This window comes from Pseudomonas sp. GW821-FHT11D10 (assembly GCF_058808435.1).
The window spans coordinates 362,174-381,636 of the sequence record NZ_JBXARR010000004.1 but is presented as its reverse complement, the minus strand read 5'-3'; the positions used below and the strand labels follow the sequence as shown (position 1 = coordinate 381,636).

Sequence of the window (19,463 nt, the reverse complement as noted above, 5' to 3'; positions counted from 1 at the left end):
TGGCGGGCTTTTTGTTGCGCCGGTTTTTTACGCTGGACGCTGAGCTTTCTGTTCTTCGCCCAGGCATGCGGCGGCGGTGAACAGCACGTCGGTGGAGGAATTCAGCGCCGTCTCGGCCGAATCCTGCAGCACGCCGATGATGAAACCGACCGCCACCACCTGCATGGCGATTTCGCTCGGGATGCCGAACAGGCTGCACGCCAGCGGAATCAGCAGCAACGAGCCACCGGCCACGCCCGACGCCCCACAGGCGCAGATCGCGGCGACAACGCTGAGCAGGATCGCGGTCGGGATGTCCACGGCGATGCCCAGGGTGTACACGGCCGCGAGGGTCAACACGGTGATGGTGATCGAGGCGCCGGCCATGTTGATGGTGGCGCCGAGCGGAATCGATACCGAGTAGGTGTCTTCATGCAGGCCCAGACGCTTGCTCAATTCCAGGTTGACCGGAATGTTCGCCGCCGAGCTGCGGGTGAAGAACGCGGTGATGCCGCTTTCACGCAGGCATTTCAGCGTCAGCGGGTACGGATTGCGACGCAGCTTCCAGAACACGATCAACGGGTTCATCACCAGCGCCACGAACAGCATGCAGCCCAGCAATACCGCCAGCAGGTGCGCGTAACCGACCAGCGCGCCGAAACCGGAGGTGGCCAGGGTCGAGGCCACCAGGCCGAAAATCCCCAGCGGCGCAAAGCGGATCACTACGCGCACGATCAGGGTCACGCCGTTGGACAGGTCACTGACCACTTCGCGGGTGGTGTCGCCGGCGTGACGGATCGCCACGCCCATGCCGATGGCCCAGGCCAGAATGCCGATGAAGTTGGCGTTCATCAGTGCGCTCACCGGGTTGTCGACCACGCTCAGCAACAGGCTTTGCAGCACTTCACTGATGCCGCCCGGCGCGCTTACCGCGATGTTGTCGGTGGACAGCACCAGATGCGACGGGAACATCATGCTGGCAATCACTGCGACCACGGCGGCGGCGAAGGTGCCCAGCAGATACAGGAACAGGATCGGCCGGATATGGGTTTCCTGGCCGTGCTTGTGGTTGGCGATCGACGCCATGACCAGCACGAACACCAGGATCGGCGCCACGGCTTTCAGCGCCGAGACGAACACCTTGCCGATGAAGGCCGTGCCTTTGGCCGCTTCCGGCGCGAACAGCGCGAGGGCGATGCCGGCAATCAGGCCGATCAGGATCTGGGTGACCAGGCTGAGGCTTTTAAGACGTTGCAATAGAGAAGGGGATGAAGCGGTCATAACGGCATCTCTGGTTTTTTTATAGGGTGCAAGGTTGCGTGATCCGGGCGTTGAATCGGGGGCAGGCCACAGACACGAACCGAAAGGACTGACGCGACAGCCACACCGTTAAACGGGTGGCTGAACAGGGTGTACGTTTTGCAGGGCGCGGACTTTATCACAGCGTCGTCCGGATCCTTCAGACCTGTGACGATCTGCCACCGGATCCCTCTGCAACTTAGACAGGTTTGTGCAAGTCACTCGGGAAACACTCTGTTAAGATTGCGCATCCTTATTTTCAAGTTCTGCCGGCGGGCCCTCGGGTTAGCGCTGGTGTCGTCGTTTTGCTGGAGTTCCTCATGCTGTTGCCCATCCTTCTGTTGTCTGCCGCCGGGTTCACGGTGCTGACCACGGAGTTCGTCATTGTCGGCCTGCTGCCGGCGATTGCTCGCGACCTGGCCGTCACCATCCCGCAGGCCGGGCTGCTGGTGACTCTATTCGCTTTCACCGTGGCAATGTTCGGTCCTTTCTTGACTGCATATTTCGCCCGCTTCGAGCGGCGTAAACTGTTCATCACCATCCTGATCATGTTCGGTCTGGCCAATACCGTGGCGGCATTGGCGCCGAACATCTGGGTCATGGCGATTGCCCGGTTGATCCCGGCGCTGGGGCTTCCGGTGTTCTGGGCGCTGGCCAGCGAAACTGCCGTTGACATCGTCGGCCCGGACTTCGCCGGTCGCGCGATCGCCAAGATCGGCTTCGGCATCGTCTGCGCCACCGTGTTCGGGATTCCGGTCGGTACGCTGATTTCCGATGCGTTCGGCTGGCGCAGTGCGTTCGCCATTCTGGCGGTGATCGCGTTCGCCAAGGCGTTGCTGCTGTTTGTCTATCTGCCGAAAACCAGCCTGCACCAGCATCAGGTCAGTTTCGCTTCGCAGTTCAAGATCCTGCGCAGTCCGCTGATGCTCGGCCATGTGCTGCTGTCGATCCTGGTGTTCAGCGGCATGTTCACCGCCTACACCTATCTGGCGGACATCCTTGAACGTCTGGCCGGCTTCAATGGCACCGTGGTCGGCTGGTGCCTGATGGGCTTTGGCGCGGTCGGTCTGATCGGCAACTCGCTGGGCGGTCGTGCGGTGGATCGCCATCCACTGATGGCTTCGGTGATGTTCTGCGCGTTCATGATCCCCGGGATGGTGGCGCTGGTGCCGAACATCAATTCGTCGCTGGGTCTGGCGGCGGCGATGGGCATCTGGGGCGTGACGCAGGCGGCGCTGTTTCTGGTCAGCCACGTGCGCTTGATGAAAGCCGCACCTGAGGCGCCGGCCTTCGCCGCGTCGCTGAACATTGCCGGGGCCAACCTCGGGATTGGTCTGGGCGCGATCATTGGCGGTCGAGTGATCGACAGTGCCGGTCTGGGCTTTGTGGGCTTCGCCGCGGCCGGGTTCATTCTGCTGTCGATTTTCCTCGCCATGGTGCTGATGGTGCTCAAGCCGCGCGACGTCTGCGCGCCGGCTTAAAACGCTGTAAACAGCTCGCGTCGGGCACCTTCGGTGATCGCTTTGATGCCGGGGTGCTTGACCTTGCGCTCCACCGAGATCGCGTAGAACGACTCACTCACCGCATCGGTCTGGCCGATCAACTCGACGCCGTACTGGCGCTTCACCTCATCGGCAATCACGCTCGGGCCGATGAAGATCCCGCTGCCGGACTGGCCGAACGCCTGCATCAAGGCGCTGTCATCGAACTCCCCGACAATCCTCGGCTGAATCTGCTGCTCGGCGAACCAGCGCTGCAATCGGCTGCGCACCACGGTTTCTGCGCCGGGGATCAATAGCGGGGCACCGTGCAGGCTGCGTGGAAAATCCTGACCGTATTGCGCTGCCAGTTCGGCGGTGGCGAAAAAACTGATTCCGCATTCGCCGAGTTTCTGGCTGTAGCCCTTGATGTCCAGGTGCGAGGGCATCGGGCTGTCGGAGATCACCAGGTCCAGGCGCTGGATCGCCAGGTCCGCCAGCAGGCGTTCAAGCTTGTCTTCGCGGCAAGTAATGCGCAGCGGTTCACTCAATTCCATGGTCGGCGCGATCAGGCGATAGACGATGGATTTGGGCACCACGTCCGCCACGCCGACCCGGAACAGGATCTGCTGTTCGTTGGGCTGGGCGCGCAGCATCAGCTCCAGTTCACCGCCGAGCTGGAACATCTGCTCGGCATAGGGCAGGGCCTGACGCCCGGCTTCGGTGAGCTCAAGTTGGCGGCCGACCCGTTGAAACAACTCGATGCCGTAGGTCTGTTCGAGCAGGGAAATCTGCCCGCTGATGGTCTGCGGCGTCAGGTTCAGTTGCTCGCAGGCGCGCACGATGCTGCCGGTCTTGGCCACCACCCAGAAGTAATGCAGTTGTCGGTAATTGAGCATGGGGTTCGGTCCGTCAAATACAGTTCGTATAAATCGAAGTATAGCCGCTAAAAATACGAATTTTCCTGAAGTGTTTGTCTCCCTAGAATGCCCAGCCATCGACGGCCGGTCTGTACGGCGCTGTCTGTTCTATCGAGGGAAGCATCATGAAACTAAAAACTACGGCGTTGTTGATCGCGTCTTTACTGGTACTGGCCGGTTGCGACCAGGCCGAAAAGAGCGCCCAGCAACTGATGGGTCAGGCGGCCGAAGCGGCCAAACAAGCCATCGACGACACGCATAAAGCTGCCGAAGAGGCGCTCAGCGATGCCACCGGCAATCTGATCAGCAAGAAAGAACCGAAAGACGACGAAGAAAAATCCGAATCGTCCTCCCAGGAAATCTAAACCGTCTTACACAGAGTCAGGACTGACCCATGGAATATCTGTTAGAACTCGCCGCCAGCCCGACCGCCTGGATTGCCTTGGCCACACTGGTGGTGATGGAGATCGTGCTCGGCATCGATAACCTGATCTTTATCTCGATCCTGACCAACAAGCTGCCTGAGCAGTACCGGCAGAAGGCTCGTCGTCTGGGGATCGGCATGGCGCTGATCATGCGTCTGGCCCTGTTGAGCACCATCGCGTTCATCGTTCAGCTGACCGCACCGGTCATCGAGATCCTCGGCCACGCGTTCTCCTGGAAGGACATGATCCTGATCGCCGGCGGTCTGTTCCTGTTGTGGAAAGCCACCACGGAAATCCATCACAGCATGGATCCGGCACCGGAAGATCCGAAGACTGCGACGTCTAAGGTGACCCTGGGCTTCGCCGCCGCCATCGGGCAGATCCTGATGCTGGACATGGTGTTCTCGATCGACAGCATCATTACCGCTGTCGGCATGACCGAACACTTGCCGATCATGGTGATTGCAGTTGTTGTCTCGGTGCTGGTGATGCTGTTTGCAGCTGATCCGCTGGCCAAGTTCATCAACGACAACCCGACGGTGGTGATGCTGGCTCTGGGCTTCCTGATCATGATCGGCATGACGCTGATCGCCGAAGGCTTCGGCGCCCACGTACCGAAAGGTTATGTGTATGCCGCCATGGCGTTCTCGGCTTCGATTGAAGTGCTGAACATGATGTCGCGCCGCGCCAAGCAGAAGAAACTGACTGCCGAAGCGTAATCGCTGGAAAACCAAAGGCCGCCTGAACTCGAGAGAGTCCAGGCGGCCTTTTTGTTTGTAACGGTTACGGAAAGTCAGTGCGCGGTGGCGTGAAGGGCGTCGTGTTTCTCGATCTTCCGGGTCGGTGCAGGTTGTACCGGGTGGTGATGGCGGCGGGAAATCCGCAACACGCCCCACAGCATGGCGGCGGCAACGGCCAGCCAGCCGGCAATCAGCATTACGATGGTCATGGTCAGGCTCATCTGTGCCTCCTCTTTGCCCTGCGTCGGGCGCTCTTTCTTTGGCTCTTGTCTGAATGACAGTCTAGTCGCTGGCGTGTTTCAGGCTATTGACCAAAGGTCGGTGGTGACCAATCAGTTCGCTCTATGCAGCCGATGCATCTGCCGCTTTGGGCTATACCGCAGCGTGGCGCCGTCCTATGATCCTCGACCAAGCCGGAACACGATGACCGGTAACTGATCAAGAGAGTAACGATGGTGCAGCTATTTTCCCGGATTCGCGCGGCGCTGCTGGTGGCCGGTTGCGTGACAGCATTGGTGGGGTGTGCGGGCAGTGTGGCGCCGGAGGTCAAGCGACTGCCGGAGCGGGTCGAGCTCAGCGGCACGTTCTATCGCGGTGAGGCCAATCAAAGTGGGCCGCAAGTACTGGCGAGTCTGCTGTCGCAGCAGGGCATCGTGATTACCCCGGGGTTGCTGGAAAAGCCGCTGCACTTGCCGGGCGCTGAGGACAAGTTGCAGCAGAATCTGCAGAGCCTTGCGCGTGAGTATGGGATGGTCGTGTATCCGCTGGACAGCAATCTGCCAGCGCTGCTGACTCAAGTGGCGGCCGGGTATCCGGTGATGGTGCGTTTCAGCGAAGGTTCGGCGTTTTGGGCGGAGCCGCGCTACGCGATCCTCTCCGGCTACGATCGTCTGAAGCAGAAGGTGCTACTGCGCGCCGGGATGAATCGCCGTGAATTGATGAGCTTCAGCTCGTTCGAGTCGGCCCTCGAAAAGTCCGGCGGCTGGGCAGTGTTGATCCAGAAACCGACGCAGATTCCGGCAGCGGTCGATCAACAGCGCTGGCTCAAGGCTGCCGACGCACTGGCCCAGGCAGGGCAGGAGCGGGAAGCGGCGCAGGCGAGGAAGGCGCTGGCGGCGCACTGAGGTTCCGTTCGTCGCTTGTCGGGCACCCTCGTGGATCGCGCGTTTCTGAACTGTAGCGTCCGGTATTTTCCGGCCAGTTCAGGAGGCGAACATGGCAATTCCACCTTCACCCAGCGGGCCGCATTCGTCCGAGCACGGCAGTGGTGACGACTTGGGCTTCGATCCGGACTCGCCGGATCTTGAGGACCCACAAGTCGATCCCGTCGGCCCGGCGAAGGCGCCGAAGGATGTGCGTCCGGGCGATGATCCCAAGCGTCCGGCCAAGCCTTACGATCCCTTGGCTGATCTCAAGCCTTGAAGCGAGGTGCGTATGAGTACCGATTCGAGTTTCGACGACCACAAACCTGACAGTGTGCCCACCACGCCTGAGCCGGAAGTTGATCCGGTGCTGGATCCGGAGAGCCCTCTGCGCGATCCCTTGGCGCGTCCGGCGGTGGTCACGCCGGAGCATTCCCGCGACCCGAGCGCCGGTGACGGCATTCCCGATGACGACAAGATGCCGTTGCCCAACGACTGAGTGCACCCATGAAAAAGGTTCTTCACGGAATCCCGGGAAACACAGAAACAAGAACGCCGATTTGATTGATGATGTTCGTGCGAGCAAACACATCTAACAAACCGGCGTTCTTATGCGCGATATTAATACTTTCCTTCCTTTTTGGGAGGGCTTTTCTGTCGTCAACATCAAGCCTGATGGTGACGCCCTCCAGATCGATCTAGCCCCCCACGCCATCCGATTCCCTTCCTGTGGCAGCTGCCAAAAAACCTGTTCAACCACTCATGAGTATTGCGAGCGAGTCGTTCGTGATTTGCCCATTCTTGGCCGTGCGGTACGCCTCAACGTTTTGCTCAGGCGAGTTGGCTGCCGCGATTGTGGCAAACGCATGGAGGCCGTCAGTTGGCTGGATCGCTATGCGCGTATGACGCGCCGCCTGGCCGATGCGGTTATTCAGGCTTGCGAGCGCCTTCCCACCCTGCACGTGGCCCAAATGTTTGGTCTGCATTGGGACACGGTTAGATTGCTGGAGCGTCGCGCCTTGCAGGCGGTATTGAGCGAACTGCCGAAGGCGCAACCACGACGTTTGGTGATGGATGAATTCGCGCTGTTCAAAGGACATCGCTACGCCAGCGTTGTGCTCGATGCCGACACACGACGGGTTCTGTGGATCGGTGAAGGCCGCAGTCGGGCCGCGGTCAGACCGTTCTTCGAAGAGCTTGGGCCAGAAGGTTGCGCCAAAATCGAAGCGGTGGCGATGGACATGAACACCGCTTTTGACCTGGAAGTTCGTCAGCACTGCCCGAAAGCACGAGTGGTCTACGACCTGTTTCACGTAGTGGCCAAATACGGCCGAGAGGTCATTGACCGGGTCCGCGTCGACGAAGCCAACCGGCTACGTCACGACAAGCCGTCTCGCAAGGTCATCAAACAAGCGCGATGGCTGTTGCTGCGCAATCCGCAGAATCTGAAAACACCTGAACAAGAGGTTCACTTGCAGGATTTATTGGCAGCCAACCAATCACTGATGACGGTCTATTTGATGAAGGCTGAACTCAAAATACTCTGGGCACCGAGTACCGCCTGGGCCTGGAGATCGGCCTGGAAGCAGTGGCTGCGCCATGCTCATGAAAGCGAAATTCCGGCCCTGATCCAGTTTGCCAAACGGCTAAAAGGTTACTGGCGGGGCATCGTGAGTCGGGTTCGCTGGCCGATGCACACCGGTCAGTTGGAAGGAATAAACAATCGAATAAAGGTCATCAAGCGGATGGCGTACGGTTACCGGGATAGCGAATTCTTTTTCATGAAGATCAAGAGCGTCTTTCCCGGTAATCCGTGAAGAACCAAAAATAAGGGAGCCATCAGGCTCCCTCATTGTTTGTGTGCAGATCAGTGCGCGGTGCTGTAACGGCGAACGCCGTTTTCCACCGCCGGAATCTGCGCAGCGGTGCTGCCGGAGGCCTGAAACAGCACCAGATGTTCCGCTGCCACCCGAATCCCGACATCCGCACCCACCTGATGGTCGGCATGGCTCGGGAAGATCGACTCCAGCTGTGCGCCGGTCGGCAGTTGCAGGCGATACAGGGTCGAGGCGCCGAGGAAGGTCTTGCCGACGATCCGCGCTTTCAACCCACTGTCCGGCGCATAAACGATGTCGTCCGGACGCAGCAGCACATCCACTGCGCCACCGATCGGCCAGGTGTAAGCGCGATTGCCGCGCAGTTCGCCGAGTTCGGTCTGCACCGATTCCGGGCTGCCGAGCTGGCCGCGAATGAAGTAACCCTGACCGATAAAGCTGGCCACAAATGGCGTCGCCGGCTCGTGATAGAGGTTGTAGGGCGTATCCCACTGCTCCAGCCGGCCTTCCTTGAACACGCCGACGTGATCGCTGACGGCGAAGGCTTCTTCCTGGTCGTGAGTCACCAGAATCGCGCTGGTGCCACGGGCCTTGAGGATGTCGCGCACTTCGTGGCTGAGCTTGCGGCGCAACTCGCCATCGAGGTTGGAGAACGGCTCGTCGAGCAGCAACAGCTGCGGCTCCGGCGCCAGGGCGCGGGCGAGGGCGACACGTTGTTGCTGGCCGCCGGACAACTCGTGGGGGAAGCGTTTGCCGAGGTTCTTCAGGTTGACCAGTTCCAGCAGCTCTTCGGTCACGCGCTCCTTGTTCGGGTGCTTGCGGATACCGAAGGCGATGTTGTCCGCGACACTCAGGTGCGGGAACAGCGCGTAGTCCTGGAACACCATGCCGATCCGGCGTTTTTCCGGGGCGAGGGTGAAACCGGCGCTGGAGATCACTTCACCGCCGAGAGAGATTTCCCCTTCGTGCACCGGTTCGAAACCGGCAATCGCACGCAGGGTGGTGGTCTTGCCGCAGCCCGAGGAGCCGAGCAGGCAACCGATGTCGCCAGCGTTGAGGTGCAGATTGAGGTTCTGCACCACACGTTGATCTTGATAGCCGCAAGCGAGGTTGCGCAGGTTCAGCAGTAATTCATGGCTCATGCGTGGTGATATGCCGGTTCAACGAGGAACTCGAGCAGGGCCTTCTGTGCGTGGAGACGGTTTTCTGCCTGATCCCAGGCGACGGAGCGCGGGTCATCAAGCAGGTCGAGGCTGATTTCTTCGCCGCGGTGGGCGGGCAGACAGTGCAGGAATAACACGTCCTCGGCCGCGAGGTCGAGCAGGGCGCGGGTGACCTGATACGGCGCGAACAGCTTGAGGCGCTTGGCGGTTTCCTCTTCCTGGCCCATGGAGGTCCAGACGTCGGTGCTCACCAGATGCGCGCCGCGCACGGCGTCTTGCGGGTCGCGGACGATGGTCACGCGGTCACCGGCCTTGGCCACGAATTCAGGGTTTGGCTCATAGCCTTCCGGGCAGGCCACGCGCAACTGGAAGTCGAACTGGATCGCCGCTTCTATATAGCTGTTGCACATGTTGTTGCCGTCGCCGATCCAGGCCACGGTCTTGCCCTGGATCGAGCCGCGGTGTTCGAGGAAGGTCTGCATGTCGGCCAGCAACTGGCACGGGTGCAGGTCATCGGACAGGCCGTTGATCACTGGTACGCGGGAGTTGGCGGCAAATTCGGTCAGGGTGCTGTGGGCAAAGGTACGGATCATCACCGCGTCGAGCATGCTCGACATGACGATGGCGCAGTCGCCGATCGGCTCGCCACGGCCCAGCTGGGTGTCGCGCGGCGACAGGAAGATCGCCTGGCCGCCGAGCTGGATCATGCCGGCCTCGAAGGAGATCCGGGTACGGGTCGAGGATTTCTCGAAGATCATCCCCAGGACGCGGTTTTTCAGAGGCTCGAACAGTACGCCGCGGTTACGCAGGTCCTTGAGCTCAACGCCTCGACGGATCACGCTGACCAGCTCTTCGGGCGTGCAATCCATCAGGGAGAGAAAGTGCCTTGCGCTCATCATTGACTACCTTTTTGCTACAAACCGCAGATGCTCAAAGCCTTGTTTATCGGAACAACGGGCGAGACCTGCGGCGTAAGCCGCACGGGGGCGACGAAATAGGGGGAGGCGCGATATTGACACTAAATGTCGCGTTTTTCCAATAGGCTACGGTTTTTGCACAAATGCGCCGGAGTGATAACAGTGCGAACACTGTGATTTCCGGTCAGTTTTCGAGAGGGCAGCGAGGCATTTGTACACTGGCCCCACCGGGCTTGGCAATCCGGCGCGGCGGGGATGGCACAGCTCTGGTCGGTTTGCGACCGTTGAGCCACCGGTTCGCTTGGTCGGATGCGCAGGTTGAAACATTTGCTAAAGCAAAGTGCTGGGTTATAAATAAATCACGAGCGACGCAGGAAGCCTCCGCATGGAATCGAAAGAAAAACTGTTAATGGAACTGCTGGGCCACACGGCACGCTCATTGACCCACCTAACCGCCTCGATGACCTCGATGTCCTTCGAACTGTTGCGCAGCGATGACGACGTGGTCAAGGCCGCCAGCCGGCAGATGATCGATCGCATGGCGACCATCAGCGCCGGGCTCGACGAGCACTGGCGACTGATCGGCGAACTCACCGGCGTCCACGTCGCCCACGAGCAGATCGAGACCATCCAGGAAATCCAGCTGGCTGCGCCGCCCCAGCTTCCGGCGAACTGACGCGTCTATCGGCCGGCCTGATGGCCGCCGATTCACAAGACGAACGTCGCTGGCGCTGCACCGGGTCGCGGGCCATAGTTTTGTTCCCGCAGGCGTGATTGCCTGCCCAGAACAAGACAGAGACTGGCCATGACCAAGACTCTCCATCACCGTGCCTGCCACCTGTGTGAAGCCATCTGCGGCTTGACCATTGAAACCACCGAAACCGACGGCCAGGTGCAGATCACCTCGATCAAGGGCGATGCCCTGGACACGTTCAGTCGTGGGCACATCTGCCCCAAGGCCGTGGCGCTGCAAGATATCCAGAACGATCCGGATCGCCTGCGCCAGCCGATGCGCAGGGTCGGCAGCGAATGGCTGCCCATCGAGTGGGACGAAGCGTTCGAGCTGGTCGCCGAAAAACTCTCGGCGATTCAGGAGCGTCATGGGCAGAACGCGGTCGCCGTGTATCAGGGCAACCCCAGCGTGCATAACTACGGGCTGATGACCCACAGCAATTATTTCCTCGGCCTATTGAAAACCCGCAACCGCTATTCGGCTACGTCGGTCGATCAACTGCCCCATCACCTGACCAGCTACTTGATGTACGGCCACGGCCTGCTGCTGCCAATCCCGGATATCGATCACACCGATTTCATGCTGATCCTGGGCGGTAATCCGCTGGCGTCCAACGGCAGCATCATGACTGTGCCGGATGTCGAGAAGCGTCTGAAGGCGATCCAGGCCCGAGGCGGTAAAGTGGTGGTGGTCGATCCACGGCGCAGCGAGACGGCGGCGATGGCCGACCAGCATTTGTTCGTGCGTCCCGGTGGCGATGCAGCGTTATTGTTTGGTGTGCTCAACACACTGTTCAGCGAAGGGCTGACGTCTGACAGTCATTTGCCGGTGGACGGTCTGGACGAAGTGCGCGCAGCGGTGGCGGGGTTCACTGCCGAAGCCATGAGCCCGTTGTGCGCCGTTTCCGCCGAACAGATCCGCCAGCTGGCCCGGGACTTCGCCGCTGCACCAAGTGCCGTTTGCTACGGCCGGATGGGTGTATCCACTCAGGCCTTCGGCACGCTGTGTCATTGGGTCGTGCAGTTGATCAATCTGGTCACCGGCAACCTGGACCGCGTCGGCGGTGCCTTGTGCACCGAGCCTGCGGTGGATCTGGTGGCGTCCACTTCGGGCGGGCACTTCAACAAATGGCAGAGCCGCGTGTCCGGACGTCCCGAGTACGGCGGTGAGCTACCGGTCTCGGCGCTGGCTGAAGAAATGCTCACCGAAGGCGAGGGACAGATCCGCGCGCTGATTACCGTGGCCGGCAATCCGGTCCTGTCCACGCCCAACGGCCGGCAACTGGAGCAGGCGCTGGACGGGCTGGAGTTCATGGTCAGCGTCGATCTGTACATCAACGAAACCACGCGCTATGCCGACCTGATCCTGCCGTCGACCTCGGCGCTGGAGAACGATCACTACGACACCACCTTCAACCTGTTCGCGGTGCGCAACGTCACCCGGTTCAACCGGGCGATCCTTGCCAAACCCGAAGGGGCGCTGCACGACTGGGAAATCTTCGTCGGCCTGGCCAAGGCCTTCGCCGCGAAGACCGGCAAGGAACTGAAGCCGACGATGGCGCCGGCGAAGATGATCGACATGGGATTACGCATGGGCCTGTATGGCGATGCATCCGAGCAAAGATTGTCGCTTGCGACGCTGTTCGATCATCCGCACGGTGTTGATCTGGGAGCTCTCAAACCCAACCTGACATCGCGATTGAAGACCGCCAATCAACGAGTTCAGGCGGCGCCGCCGGAAATCCTGGCTGACCTGGCGCGGTTCGCCGCGTTGCAGGCACCCGCCGCCGATGAGCTATTGATGATCGGCCGCCGTCATGTGCGCAGCAACAATTCGTGGATGCACAATTACCATCGGCTGGTGAAGGGCAAGCCACGTCATCAGCTGCTGATGAACCCGGACGATCTCGCCAGTCGCGGGCTCAGTGACGGTCAGCTTGTGCGCGTGAGTTCACGGGTCGGCCAGATCGAGGTCGAAGTACTGGGCAGTGCGGACATGATGAAGGGCGTGGTCAGCCTGCCGCATGGATGGGGTCATGCCCGGCCGGGTGTGCAGATGGCGATTGCCAGCGGCCAACCGGGCTCCAGTGCCAATGACCTGACCGATGAGTGCCAGCTCGACGAGCTCTCGGGCAACGCGGCGCTCAACGGCGTGCCGGTGACGGTGGCGGCGGCGTAAGCAAGTCTGTCGGGGAGACCGAGCAGCGCGCTCGGGATTCCGTTACAATGCGCCACCGTGCCGACCCATGAGTCGGAAAGTTCAGCCGAGGTGCTCCATGGATATCATCGAAACGATTAAAGAGCAGATTGCCAACAACACCATTCTGCTTTACATGAAAGGCTCGCCGAATGCCCCGCAGTGTGGCTTCTCCGCGAAAGCTGCGCAGGCTGTGATGGGCTGTGGCGAGAAGTTCGCCTACGTCGACATCCTGCAGAACCCGGAAATCCGCGCCAACCTGCCGAAGTACGCCAACTGGCCGACTTTCCCGCAACTGTGGGTCGGCGGTGAACTGGTCGGCGGCAGCGACATCATGGCTGAAATGTTCGCCAACGGTGAGCTGCAGACTCTGGTCAAGGAAGCATCCGCCAAGGCTGCTGCGGCCAAGTCCGAAGCCTGATTGGCTTCTGCCCGGATTTCGGCGAGCTGAAGTCCGGGCAATAAAAAGCCCCGCCTCTCGAAAGAGGGCGGGGCTTTTTAGTGTCTCGAGTTTAGCGCTGGCTAATTACTCGTCTTCGCCCATCTGCGATTGCAGATAGTTCTCAAGACCGACTTTATCGATCAGGCCCAGTTGGGTTTCCAGCCAGTCGATATGTTCTTCTTCGGATTCCAGAATGTCTTCGAGCAGTTCGCGGCTGCCGAAGTCACCGACGGATTCGCAGTGGGCGATGGCGACCTTGAGGTCGGCATGGCCGGTCTTCTCGATACGCAGGTCGCACTCCAGCATTTCCTTGGTGTGCTCGCCGATGTGCAGCTTGCCCAGGTCCTGCACGTTCGGCAGGCCTTCGAGGAACAGGATGCGCTTGATCAGCTTGTCCGCGTGCTTCATCTCGTCGATGGATTCTTTGTACTCGTGCTTGCCGAGCTTGTTCAGGCCCCAATCTTCATACATGCGCGCATGCAGGAAGTACTGATTGATCGCGACCAGCTCATTGGCAAGGATCTTGTTGAGATGCTGGATGACTGTTACGTCGCCTTTCATGATGGGAGTCCTGCCCTAAGTAGCGGTATATAAGGCAGAGTTTGAGCTTGGTATTTATAAGTGTCAAACCTAAGTTATTGAATAATAAATGAAAATTAATCGGAATAAGAATGTTTGTGTTCCGCGTCTAGACGCTAAGCAGTTGATTTTCAGGCATAAAAAAACCGGACATAAGTCCGGCTCTTCGAATTCGGGATAATTACGCGGCGGTAAATTCTGCCGGGTAGGGGATCGCTGCCTGGGCGGTTTGCAGCTTGGTCAGGGTTTCGCGAACCACTTCCTTCGCCAGGCACGCACATTTGCCGCATTGGCTGGCTACGCCGGTGGCCTGACGGACTTCTTTATAGCTGCAGCAACCTTCATAGATCGCTTCGCGGATCTGTCCGTCGGTGACGCCAGTGCAGAGGCAAACATACATAAGTGAGAACCGTCGCTGGTTGTGACTCAATTGCGATGGATCTTAATGTTAACGAGAATGATTGTCAAAGTGCTTTCCCAGTGGTTTTCATCACCAACGCCTGTGACTGACGAACGGTGGTGCATGGCTGAATGCCAGCCCGGATTTCGCGAAAAACCTTTGAGGACAGTCGAAAAACGCAGTGTATGATGGTCGGCCCTTGCGAAGGGGGTTCGTGTCACAGGGCTGTCGCCTGAGGGTGGCAGGCTGGCCCGAACCCTGAACTTCAAGTTTTTACACCAGGAGATATCAATGAGCGTACTCGTAGGCAAACAAGCCCCTGACTTCACCGTCCCGGCCGTACTCGGCAATGGCGAGATCGTTGACAGCTTCACCCTGTCCTCGGCCATCAAAGGCAAATACGGCCTGGTGTTCTTCTACCCGCTGGACTTCACCTTCGTCTGCCCGTCCGAGCTGATCGCTCTGGACAACCGCATGGCCGACTTCAAGGCACGCAACGTAGAAGTGATCGCCGTGTCGATCGACTCGCACTTCACCCACAACGCCTGGCGCAACACCCCGGTCAACAATGGCGGCATCGGTCAGGTGAAATACACCATGGCTGCCGACATGAAGCACGACATCGCCAAGGCCTACGACGTTGAATCCGAAGGCGGCGTGGCTTTCCGTGGCGCGTTCCTGATCGACGACAAAGGCGTCGTCCGTTCGCAGATCGTCAACGACCTGCCGCTGGGCCGTAACATGGAAGAGCTGATCCGTCTGGTCGACGCGCTGCAATTCCACGAAGAGCACGGCGAAGTCTGCCCTGCCAACTGGAAAAAAGGCGACAAAGGCATGAACGCTTCGCCAGAAGGCGTTGCGGCTTACCTGACCGAGAACGCTGCTGCCCTGTAAGGCGCAATGTCGAGGTACAAAAAAACCGGCCCATGTGGCCGGTTTTTTCATGCTCGGAAGAAACCCGACGAGGATCAGTCGTCGAAGTCTTCCCAGCCGCCCATCTGTTTCCAGCGGTTGACGATGCCGCAGAACAGCTCGGCCGTCTTCTCGGTGTCGTAACGCGCGGAGTGCGCCTCACGGCCGTCGAAGTCGATGTCGGCTGCCTGACAGGCCTTGGCCAATACGGTCTGGCCGTACGCCAGACCGGCGAGGGTCGCGGTATCGAAGCTGGAGAACGGGTGGAACGGGTTGCGCTTCATGTCCAGCCGCGCGACGGCGGCGTTGAGGAAGCCCAGGTCGAAGCTGCTGTTGTGGCCGACCAGAATCGCCCGCTTGCAGCCGTTGGCCTTCAGGGCCTTGCGCACACCGCGGAAGATGTCGGTCAGCGCCGTCTCTTCGCTGACGGCCATGCGCAACGGGTGATCGAGCTTGATCCCGGTGAACTCCAGTGCCGCCGCTTCAACGTTGGCGCCTTCGAACGGCTCGACGCGGAAGAAGTAGGTGTGATCCGGGTAGACAAAACCCTTTTCATCCATGGCGATGGTGGTCGCGGCAATCTCCAGCAGAGCGTCGGTGGCCGAGTTGAAGCCACCGGTTTCTACGTCGACGACAACCGGCAGGTAGCCGCGAAAGCGTGCTGCCATTGGATGGCGCGAACCGCCGCCACCTTGACCGTCCAGTTCGTCGTCGAAATGGTCTTCACTCACGCGTGTTCCTCCAGCAGGCGCCAGCGCAGTTTTTCACCGGCGCGCAGCGGGATAACGGTCAGCTCGCCGAAAGGCAGGCTGGTCGGGGCGGTCCATTCGTCACGAACCAGGGTGATGCGATCGGTGTTCGCCGGCAGGCCGTAGAAACGCGGGCCGTTGAGGCTGGCGAACGCTTCGAGCTTGTCCAGCGCATTGCGCTGCTCAAAGGCTTCGGCATACAGCTCGATGGCGGCGTACGCGGTGTAGCAGCCGGCGCAGCCGCAGGCGGCTTCCTTGGCGTGCTGGGCGTGCGGCGCCGAGTCGGTACCCAGGAAGAACTTCGCGCTGCCGCTGGTGGCGGCGTCGAGCAGGGCTTCCTGGTGCGTGTTGCGCTTGAGGATCGGCAGGCAATAGAAGTGCGGCCGAATTCCGCCCACCAGCATGTGGTTGCGGTTGTAGAGCAGGTGATGCGCGGTGATCGTCGCGCCAACGTTGGCCGAAGCCTCGTTGACGAACTGCACGGCATCGCCGGTGGTGATGTGTTCGAACACCACTTTCAGCGTCGGGAAACGCTCGACGACGCGGCGCATGTGCTCATCGATGAAGATTTTTTCGCGGTCGAACACGTCGACGTCGCCACGGGTGACTTCACCGTGGATCAACAGCGGCATGCCGACTTCGGCCATGGCTTCCAGCGCCGGGAAAATCTTGTCGATGCTGGTGACCCCGGAATCGGAGTTGGTGGTGGCGCCGGCCGGGTACAGCTTGGCGGCGTGCACGAAACCGCTGGCCTTGGCCTCACGGATTTCTTCGGGCTGGGTGCGGTCGGTGAGGTACAGCACCATCAGCGGCTCGAAACGACTGCCGGCCGGGCGGGCAGCGAGAATCCGCTGGCGATAGCCGTCGGCTTCAGCGGCGTTGCGCACCGGAGGTACCAGGTTGGGCATGATGATGGCGCGACCAAAGGTGCGCGCGACATCCGCAACGGTATTGGTCAACACGGCACCATCGCGAAGATGAATGTGCCAGTCGTCGGGACGCAGCAGGGTCAGGCGGTCGGACATGAGGGGATTCCAGGCGGGTCAAACTGAGGCGAATGCTACCGGAAAAGACTCTTGCAGGCACTCGCTATCAAGTTTTGCGACGAGCGTCCGATATCCCATAGGTATGCCGTAAAGATGTATGTCTCGGTCTTTTTTGTTGTAGAAGCCAATGGAGCCTCCCGTGCGCCAGCGATATTTAGCCTTGCTCAGTGTGTTTGCCAGCCTTCCCGCGATGGCACTGACCTACCAGACCCGTCTGGAGAACATTGAGTGGACGGTCGAGGGCGACAAGTTCGAGTGCCGTCTGACACAGCCGATCACCGACTTCGGCTCGGGGCAATTCGTGCGCAAGGCCGGCGAGCAGGCGACCTTTCGCCTGAACGCCTACAACGCCATGCTCGGCGGTGGATCGGCGACCTTGCTGGCAGCGGCCGCGCCGTGGCAGCCGGGACGTGGCGATATCAATCTGGGCACGGTTCGACTGGGCAGCGGCAACGTGCTGTTCAGCAGTTCTCAGTCCCAGGCCGGGCAACTGATCAGCGGGCTCATGGACGGTCGCAGTCCGGTGGTACGTCGGGCATCGGGCGATGGTCGTGTGTCTGAAGTACGCCTGTTGCCGGTCAAGTTCAGCAAGGCGTTCAATGACTACCAGACCTGCGTGGCGAAACTGCTCCCGCAGAATTTCGATCAGGTCAAACAATCGCAGATCGGCTTCCCCGGCGAGGGTATTGAACTGGACGCCGCCGCCAAGGCCAAGCTGCAAGTGATGCTCGAGTACATGAAGGCCGATCCGACGGTCAATCACATCGAACTCGACGGCCACTCCGACAACAGTGGCAATCGCCTGACCAATCGTGAACTGTCTCGCCGCCGCGCGCTGGCCGTGGTCGACTTCTTCAAGGCCAACGGTATCCAGGAATCGCAGATCACCGTGCGTTTCCATGGTGAGCGTTATCCTCTGGTGCCGAACACCAATGCCGCCAACCGGGCCAAGAACCGCCGGGTCAACGTGCACCTGGCTCGTGTGGCACCGACGACTGCTCCGGCGCCTCAGGCCAGCACGCCTGCCAACACTGCGGCGACTTCCTGACCTGCCGGTCATCGTCGCCCTCTCGACAGATTCTGTCGCTTTGTCGTCTTAAGCTGTCGCGCCTCTGTAAATTATCGCGTTTGAGCGGTAGACTCCTCGGCTTTCCGTAGAACCCCGTGGAGTGATGGCATGGCGGACGTAAACAAGGTCGTTCTGGCGTATTCCGGCGGCCTGGACACTTCGGTGATCCTCAAGTGGCTGCAGGATACTTATAACTGTGAAGTCGTGACCTTCACCGCTGACCTGGGTCAGGGCGAAGAAGTCGAGCCGGCTCGCGCCAAGGCGCAGGCCATGGGCGTCAAAGAAATCTACATCGACGACCTGCGCGAAGAATTCGTGCGTGACTTCGTGTTCCCGATGTTCCGCGCCAACACCGTTTACGAAGGCGAGTACCTGCTGGGTACTTCCATCGCGCGTCCGCTGATCGCCAAGCGTCTGATCGAAATCGCCAACGAAACCGGCGCCGACGCCATTTCCCACGGCGCAACCGGCAAGGGCAATGACCAGGTCCGTTTCGAACTGGGTGCCTACGCGCTCAAGCCAGGCGTGAAAGTGATCGCCCCTTGGCGCGAGTGGGACCTGCTGTCCCGCGAGAAGCTGATGGACTACGCCGAGAAGCACGCGATCCCGATCGAGCGTCACGGCAAGAAGAAATCCCCGTACTCGATGGATGCCAACCTGCTGCACATCTCCTATGAAGGCGGCGTGCTGGAAGACACCTGGACCGAGCACGAAGAAGACATGTGGCGCTGGACCGTCTCCCCGGAGAAGGCTCCCGACACCCCGCAGTATCTGGAACTGACCTACCGCAACGGCGACATCGTCGCGCTGGACGGCGTCGAAATGACCCCGGCCACCGTGCTGGCGACGCTGAACAAGATCGGTGGCGAACACGGCATCGGCCGTCTGGACATCGTCGAGAACCGTTACGTCGGCATGAAGTCCCGTGGCTGCTACGAAACCCCGGGTGGCACCATCATGCTGCGCGCTCACCGCGCCATCGAATCGATCACCCTGGACCGCGAAGTCGCTCACTTGAAAGACGAGTTGATGCCGAAGTACGCCAGCCTGATCTACACCGGTTACTGGTGGAGCCCTGAGCGTCTGATGCTGCAACAGATGATCGACGCCTCCCAGGTCAACGTGAACGGCGTTGTGCGTCTGAAGCTGTACAAGGGCAACGTGATCGTGACCGGCCGCAAGTCCGACGATTCGCTGTTCGACGCCAACATCGCGACCTTCGAAGAAGACGGCGGCGCCTACAACCAGGCTGACGCGGCGGGCTTCATCAAGCTCAACGCGCTGCGCATGCGCATTGCTGCCAACAAGGGCCGCAAGCTGTTCTGAGTCCTTCGGGCCTGATGTGAAAAAACGGCCTTGTCGTAGTGACAAGGCCGTTTTTGTTTTGATGTCCCTCTCCTTTGGCTGATCGTTATCGTTCAACGCTCCTGTGTCCTTCA

22 protein-coding genes are annotated in these 19,463 nt (G+C 60.2%); 13 read left to right on the top strand and 9 right to left on the bottom strand.

The window, feature by feature from the left end; translation table 11 throughout:
• Positions 1–27: 27 nt before the first annotated feature.
• The gene (sstT, locus tag AC1RT4_RS15430; protein WP_493086066.1) at positions 28–1,260 is read right to left on the bottom strand and encodes a serine/threonine transporter SstT; all 1,233 of its coding nucleotides are present in this window, start codon (positions 1,258–1,260) and stop codon (positions 28–30) included.
• Between the two features lie 338 nt (positions 1,261–1,598).
• Between sstT and AC1RT4_RS15425 the strand changes: the two genes are divergently transcribed.
• On the top strand, positions 1,599–2,759 hold the full coding sequence (locus tag AC1RT4_RS15425; RefSeq protein WP_007951570.1) for an MFS transporter: 1,161 nt from the start codon (positions 1,599–1,601) through the stop codon (positions 2,757–2,759).
• On the opposite strand, the gene nhaR is transcribed toward AC1RT4_RS15425, so the two are convergent.
• Positions 2,756–3,655 carry a transcriptional activator NhaR gene (nhaR, locus tag AC1RT4_RS15420; protein WP_007951569.1) on the bottom strand — a complete coding sequence of 300 codons (900 nt, stop codon included), beginning with the start codon at positions 3,653–3,655 and terminating at the stop codon, positions 2,756–2,758. The genes AC1RT4_RS15425 and nhaR overlap by 4 nt on opposite strands.
• 146 nt (positions 3,656–3,801) lie before the next feature.
• Here nhaR and AC1RT4_RS15415 point away from each other — a divergent pair, with 146 nt between their 5' ends.
• Both AC1RT4_RS15415 and AC1RT4_RS15410 read left to right on the top strand, forming a co-directional pair.
• Entirely contained in the window at positions 3,802–4,041 is a 240-nt protein-coding gene (locus AC1RT4_RS15415; RefSeq protein WP_007951568.1) for a hypothetical protein, read from the top strand.
• Between the two features lie 29 nt (positions 4,042–4,070).
• Positions 4,071–4,820 (top strand): TerC family protein, encoded by a 750-nt coding sequence (locus AC1RT4_RS15410; protein ID WP_085608320.1) that lies wholly within the window; start codon positions 4,071–4,073, stop codon positions 4,818–4,820.
• Positions 4,821–4,894: 74 nt separating this feature from the next.
• Here AC1RT4_RS15410 and AC1RT4_RS15405 read toward each other — a convergent pair whose 3' ends face one another.
• The gene (locus AC1RT4_RS15405; protein WP_493086062.1) at positions 4,895–5,062 is read right to left on the bottom strand and encodes a hypothetical protein; all 168 of its coding nucleotides are present in this window, start codon (positions 5,060–5,062) and stop codon (positions 4,895–4,897) included.
• Between the two features lie 231 nt (positions 5,063–5,293).
• On the opposite strand from AC1RT4_RS15405, the gene AC1RT4_RS15400 reads away from it, so the two are divergent.
• The 4 genes from AC1RT4_RS15400 (at position 5,294) to AC1RT4_RS15385 (ending at position 7,800) form a co-directional block, all read left to right on the top strand.
• On the top strand, positions 5,294–5,965 hold the full coding sequence (locus tag AC1RT4_RS15400; RefSeq protein ID WP_480393662.1) for a peptidase C39 family protein: 672 nt from the start codon (positions 5,294–5,296) through the stop codon (positions 5,963–5,965).
• A 91-nt stretch (positions 5,966–6,056) separates the two neighbouring features.
• Positions 6,057–6,263 (top strand): DUF6021 family protein, encoded by a 207-nt coding sequence (locus tag AC1RT4_RS15395; protein WP_207983335.1) that lies wholly within the window; start codon positions 6,057–6,059, stop codon positions 6,261–6,263.
• 12 nt (positions 6,264–6,275) lie between these two features.
• Positions 6,276–6,482, top strand: coding sequence for a hypothetical protein (locus AC1RT4_RS15390; protein ID WP_007951563.1), 207 nt, complete (start codon positions 6,276–6,278; stop codon positions 6,480–6,482).
• Positions 6,483–6,594: 112 nt separating this feature from the next.
• Positions 6,595–7,800 carry an ISL3 family transposase gene (locus tag AC1RT4_RS15385; protein ID WP_493086059.1) on the top strand — a complete coding sequence of 402 codons (1,206 nt, stop codon included), beginning with the start codon at positions 6,595–6,597 and terminating at the stop codon, positions 7,798–7,800.
• Between the two features lie 50 nt (positions 7,801–7,850).
• On the opposite strand, the gene AC1RT4_RS15380 is transcribed toward AC1RT4_RS15385, so the two are convergent.
• Together AC1RT4_RS15380 and argF are read right to left on the bottom strand one after the other, a co-directional pair.
• Positions 7,851–8,960, bottom strand: a complete 1,110-nt coding sequence (locus AC1RT4_RS15380) for an ABC transporter ATP-binding protein (protein WP_179693896.1) — start codon at positions 8,958–8,960, stop codon at positions 7,851–7,853.
• Positions 8,957–9,877 (bottom strand): ornithine carbamoyltransferase, encoded by a 921-nt coding sequence (gene argF / locus AC1RT4_RS15375; protein WP_115079058.1) that lies wholly within the window; start codon positions 9,875–9,877, stop codon positions 8,957–8,959. The genes AC1RT4_RS15380 and argF overlap by 4 nt, the downstream gene beginning before the upstream one ends.
• 406 nt (positions 9,878–10,283) lie before the next feature.
• On the opposite strand from argF, the gene plzR reads away from it, so the two are divergent.
• From plzR to grxD, 3 genes are all read left to right on the top strand, one after another.
• Positions 10,284–10,574, top strand: a complete 291-nt coding sequence (gene plzR, locus AC1RT4_RS15370) for a PlzR type 4 pili assembly inhibitor (RefSeq protein ID WP_007953190.1) — start codon at positions 10,284–10,286, stop codon at positions 10,572–10,574.
• A 129-nt stretch (positions 10,575–10,703) separates the two neighbouring features.
• Positions 10,704–12,809, top strand: coding sequence for a molybdopterin oxidoreductase family protein (locus AC1RT4_RS15365; protein WP_493086056.1), 2,106 nt, complete (start codon positions 10,704–10,706; stop codon positions 12,807–12,809).
• A 97-nt stretch (positions 12,810–12,906) separates the two neighbouring features.
• Positions 12,907–13,248, top strand: coding sequence for a Grx4 family monothiol glutaredoxin (gene grxD / locus AC1RT4_RS15360; RefSeq protein WP_003227729.1), 342 nt, complete (start codon positions 12,907–12,909; stop codon positions 13,246–13,248).
• Between the two features lie 105 nt (positions 13,249–13,353).
• Here the strand turns inward: grxD and bfr are convergent, their stop codons facing one another.
• Entirely contained in the window at positions 13,354–13,830 is a 477-nt protein-coding gene (gene bfr / locus AC1RT4_RS15355) for a bacterioferritin (RefSeq protein WP_007953192.1), read from the bottom strand.
• A 199-nt stretch (positions 13,831–14,029) separates the two neighbouring features.
• Positions 14,030–14,248 (bottom strand): bacterioferritin-associated ferredoxin, encoded by a 219-nt coding sequence (locus AC1RT4_RS15350; protein ID WP_007953193.1) that lies wholly within the window; start codon positions 14,246–14,248, stop codon positions 14,030–14,032.
• A 291-nt stretch (positions 14,249–14,539) separates the two neighbouring features.
• Between AC1RT4_RS15350 and AC1RT4_RS15345 the strand changes: the two genes are divergently transcribed.
• Positions 14,540–15,142: a peroxiredoxin gene (locus tag AC1RT4_RS15345; protein WP_007953195.1), complete on the top strand. Its 603-nt coding sequence runs from the start codon at positions 14,540–14,542 to the stop codon at positions 15,140–15,142.
• 74 nt (positions 15,143–15,216) lie between these two features.
• Here the strand turns inward: AC1RT4_RS15345 and rnt are convergent, their stop codons facing one another.
• Both rnt and pyrC read right to left on the bottom strand, forming a co-directional pair.
• Positions 15,217–15,891 (bottom strand): ribonuclease T, encoded by a 675-nt coding sequence (rnt, locus tag AC1RT4_RS15340; protein ID WP_007953196.1) that lies wholly within the window; start codon positions 15,889–15,891, stop codon positions 15,217–15,219.
• Positions 15,888–16,934, bottom strand: a complete 1,047-nt coding sequence (gene pyrC, locus AC1RT4_RS15335; RefSeq protein ID WP_039765844.1) for a dihydroorotase — start codon at positions 16,932–16,934, stop codon at positions 15,888–15,890. Before pyrC ends, rnt begins: the two co-directional genes overlap by 4 nt.
• Positions 16,935–17,094: 160 nt before the next feature.
• On the opposite strand from pyrC, the gene AC1RT4_RS15330 reads away from it, so the two are divergent.
• Both AC1RT4_RS15330 and AC1RT4_RS15325 read left to right on the top strand, forming a co-directional pair.
• On the top strand, positions 17,095–18,003 hold the full coding sequence (locus AC1RT4_RS15330) for a flagellar protein MotY (protein ID WP_493086052.1): 909 nt from the start codon (positions 17,095–17,097) through the stop codon (positions 18,001–18,003).
• Between the two features lie 129 nt (positions 18,004–18,132).
• Positions 18,133–19,350, top strand: a complete 1,218-nt coding sequence (locus AC1RT4_RS15325) for an argininosuccinate synthase (RefSeq protein ID WP_007953201.1) — start codon at positions 18,133–18,135, stop codon at positions 19,348–19,350.
• Positions 19,351–19,463: the final 113 nt, after the last annotated feature.

What these genes read in the sequence shown, in the direction of transcription:
- sstT (WP_493086066.1), bottom strand. Translation starts at nt 1,260, where the DNA reads ATGACCGCTTCATCCCCTTCTCTATTGCAACGTCTTAAAAGCCTCAGC.
- AC1RT4_RS15425 (WP_007951570.1), top strand. Translation starts at nt 1,599, where the DNA reads ATGCTGTTGCCCATCCTTCTGTTGTCTGCCGCCGGGTTCACGGTGCTG.
- nhaR (WP_007951569.1), bottom strand. Translation starts at nt 3,655, where the DNA reads ATGCTCAATTACCGACAACTGCATTACTTCTGGGTGGTGGCCAAGACC.
- AC1RT4_RS15415 (WP_007951568.1), top strand. Translation starts at nt 3,802, where the DNA reads ATGAAACTAAAAACTACGGCGTTGTTGATCGCGTCTTTACTGGTACTG.
- AC1RT4_RS15410 (WP_085608320.1), top strand. Translation starts at nt 4,071, where the DNA reads ATGGAATATCTGTTAGAACTCGCCGCCAGCCCGACCGCCTGGATTGCC.
- AC1RT4_RS15405 (WP_493086062.1), bottom strand. Translation starts at nt 5,062, where the DNA reads ATGAGCCTGACCATGACCATCGTAATGCTGATTGCCGGCTGGCTGGCC.
- AC1RT4_RS15400 (WP_480393662.1), top strand. Translation starts at nt 5,294, where the DNA reads ATGGTGCAGCTATTTTCCCGGATTCGCGCGGCGCTGCTGGTGGCCGGT.
- AC1RT4_RS15395 (WP_207983335.1), top strand. Translation starts at nt 6,057, where the DNA reads ATGGCAATTCCACCTTCACCCAGCGGGCCGCATTCGTCCGAGCACGGC.
- AC1RT4_RS15390 (WP_007951563.1), top strand. Translation starts at nt 6,276, where the DNA reads ATGAGTACCGATTCGAGTTTCGACGACCACAAACCTGACAGTGTGCCC.
- AC1RT4_RS15385 (WP_493086059.1), top strand. Translation starts at nt 6,595, where the DNA reads ATGCGCGATATTAATACTTTCCTTCCTTTTTGGGAGGGCTTTTCTGTC.
- AC1RT4_RS15380 (WP_179693896.1), bottom strand. Translation starts at nt 8,960, where the DNA reads ATGAGCCATGAATTACTGCTGAACCTGCGCAACCTCGCTTGCGGCTAT.
- argF (WP_115079058.1), bottom strand. Translation starts at nt 9,877, where the DNA reads ATGAGCGCAAGGCACTTTCTCTCCCTGATGGATTGCACGCCCGAAGAG.
- plzR (WP_007953190.1), top strand. Translation starts at nt 10,284, where the DNA reads ATGGAATCGAAAGAAAAACTGTTAATGGAACTGCTGGGCCACACGGCA.
- AC1RT4_RS15365 (WP_493086056.1), top strand. Translation starts at nt 10,704, where the DNA reads ATGACCAAGACTCTCCATCACCGTGCCTGCCACCTGTGTGAAGCCATC.
- grxD (WP_003227729.1), top strand. Translation starts at nt 12,907, where the DNA reads ATGGATATCATCGAAACGATTAAAGAGCAGATTGCCAACAACACCATT.
- bfr (WP_007953192.1), bottom strand. Translation starts at nt 13,830, where the DNA reads ATGAAAGGCGACGTAACAGTCATCCAGCATCTCAACAAGATCCTTGCC.
- AC1RT4_RS15350 (WP_007953193.1), bottom strand. Translation starts at nt 14,248, where the DNA reads ATGTATGTTTGCCTCTGCACTGGCGTCACCGACGGACAGATCCGCGAA.
- AC1RT4_RS15345 (WP_007953195.1), top strand. Translation starts at nt 14,540, where the DNA reads ATGAGCGTACTCGTAGGCAAACAAGCCCCTGACTTCACCGTCCCGGCC.
- pyrC (WP_039765844.1), bottom strand. Translation starts at nt 16,934, where the DNA reads ATGTCCGACCGCCTGACCCTGCTGCGTCCCGACGACTGGCACATTCAT.
- AC1RT4_RS15325 (WP_007953201.1), top strand. Translation starts at nt 18,133, where the DNA reads ATGGCGGACGTAAACAAGGTCGTTCTGGCGTATTCCGGCGGCCTGGAC.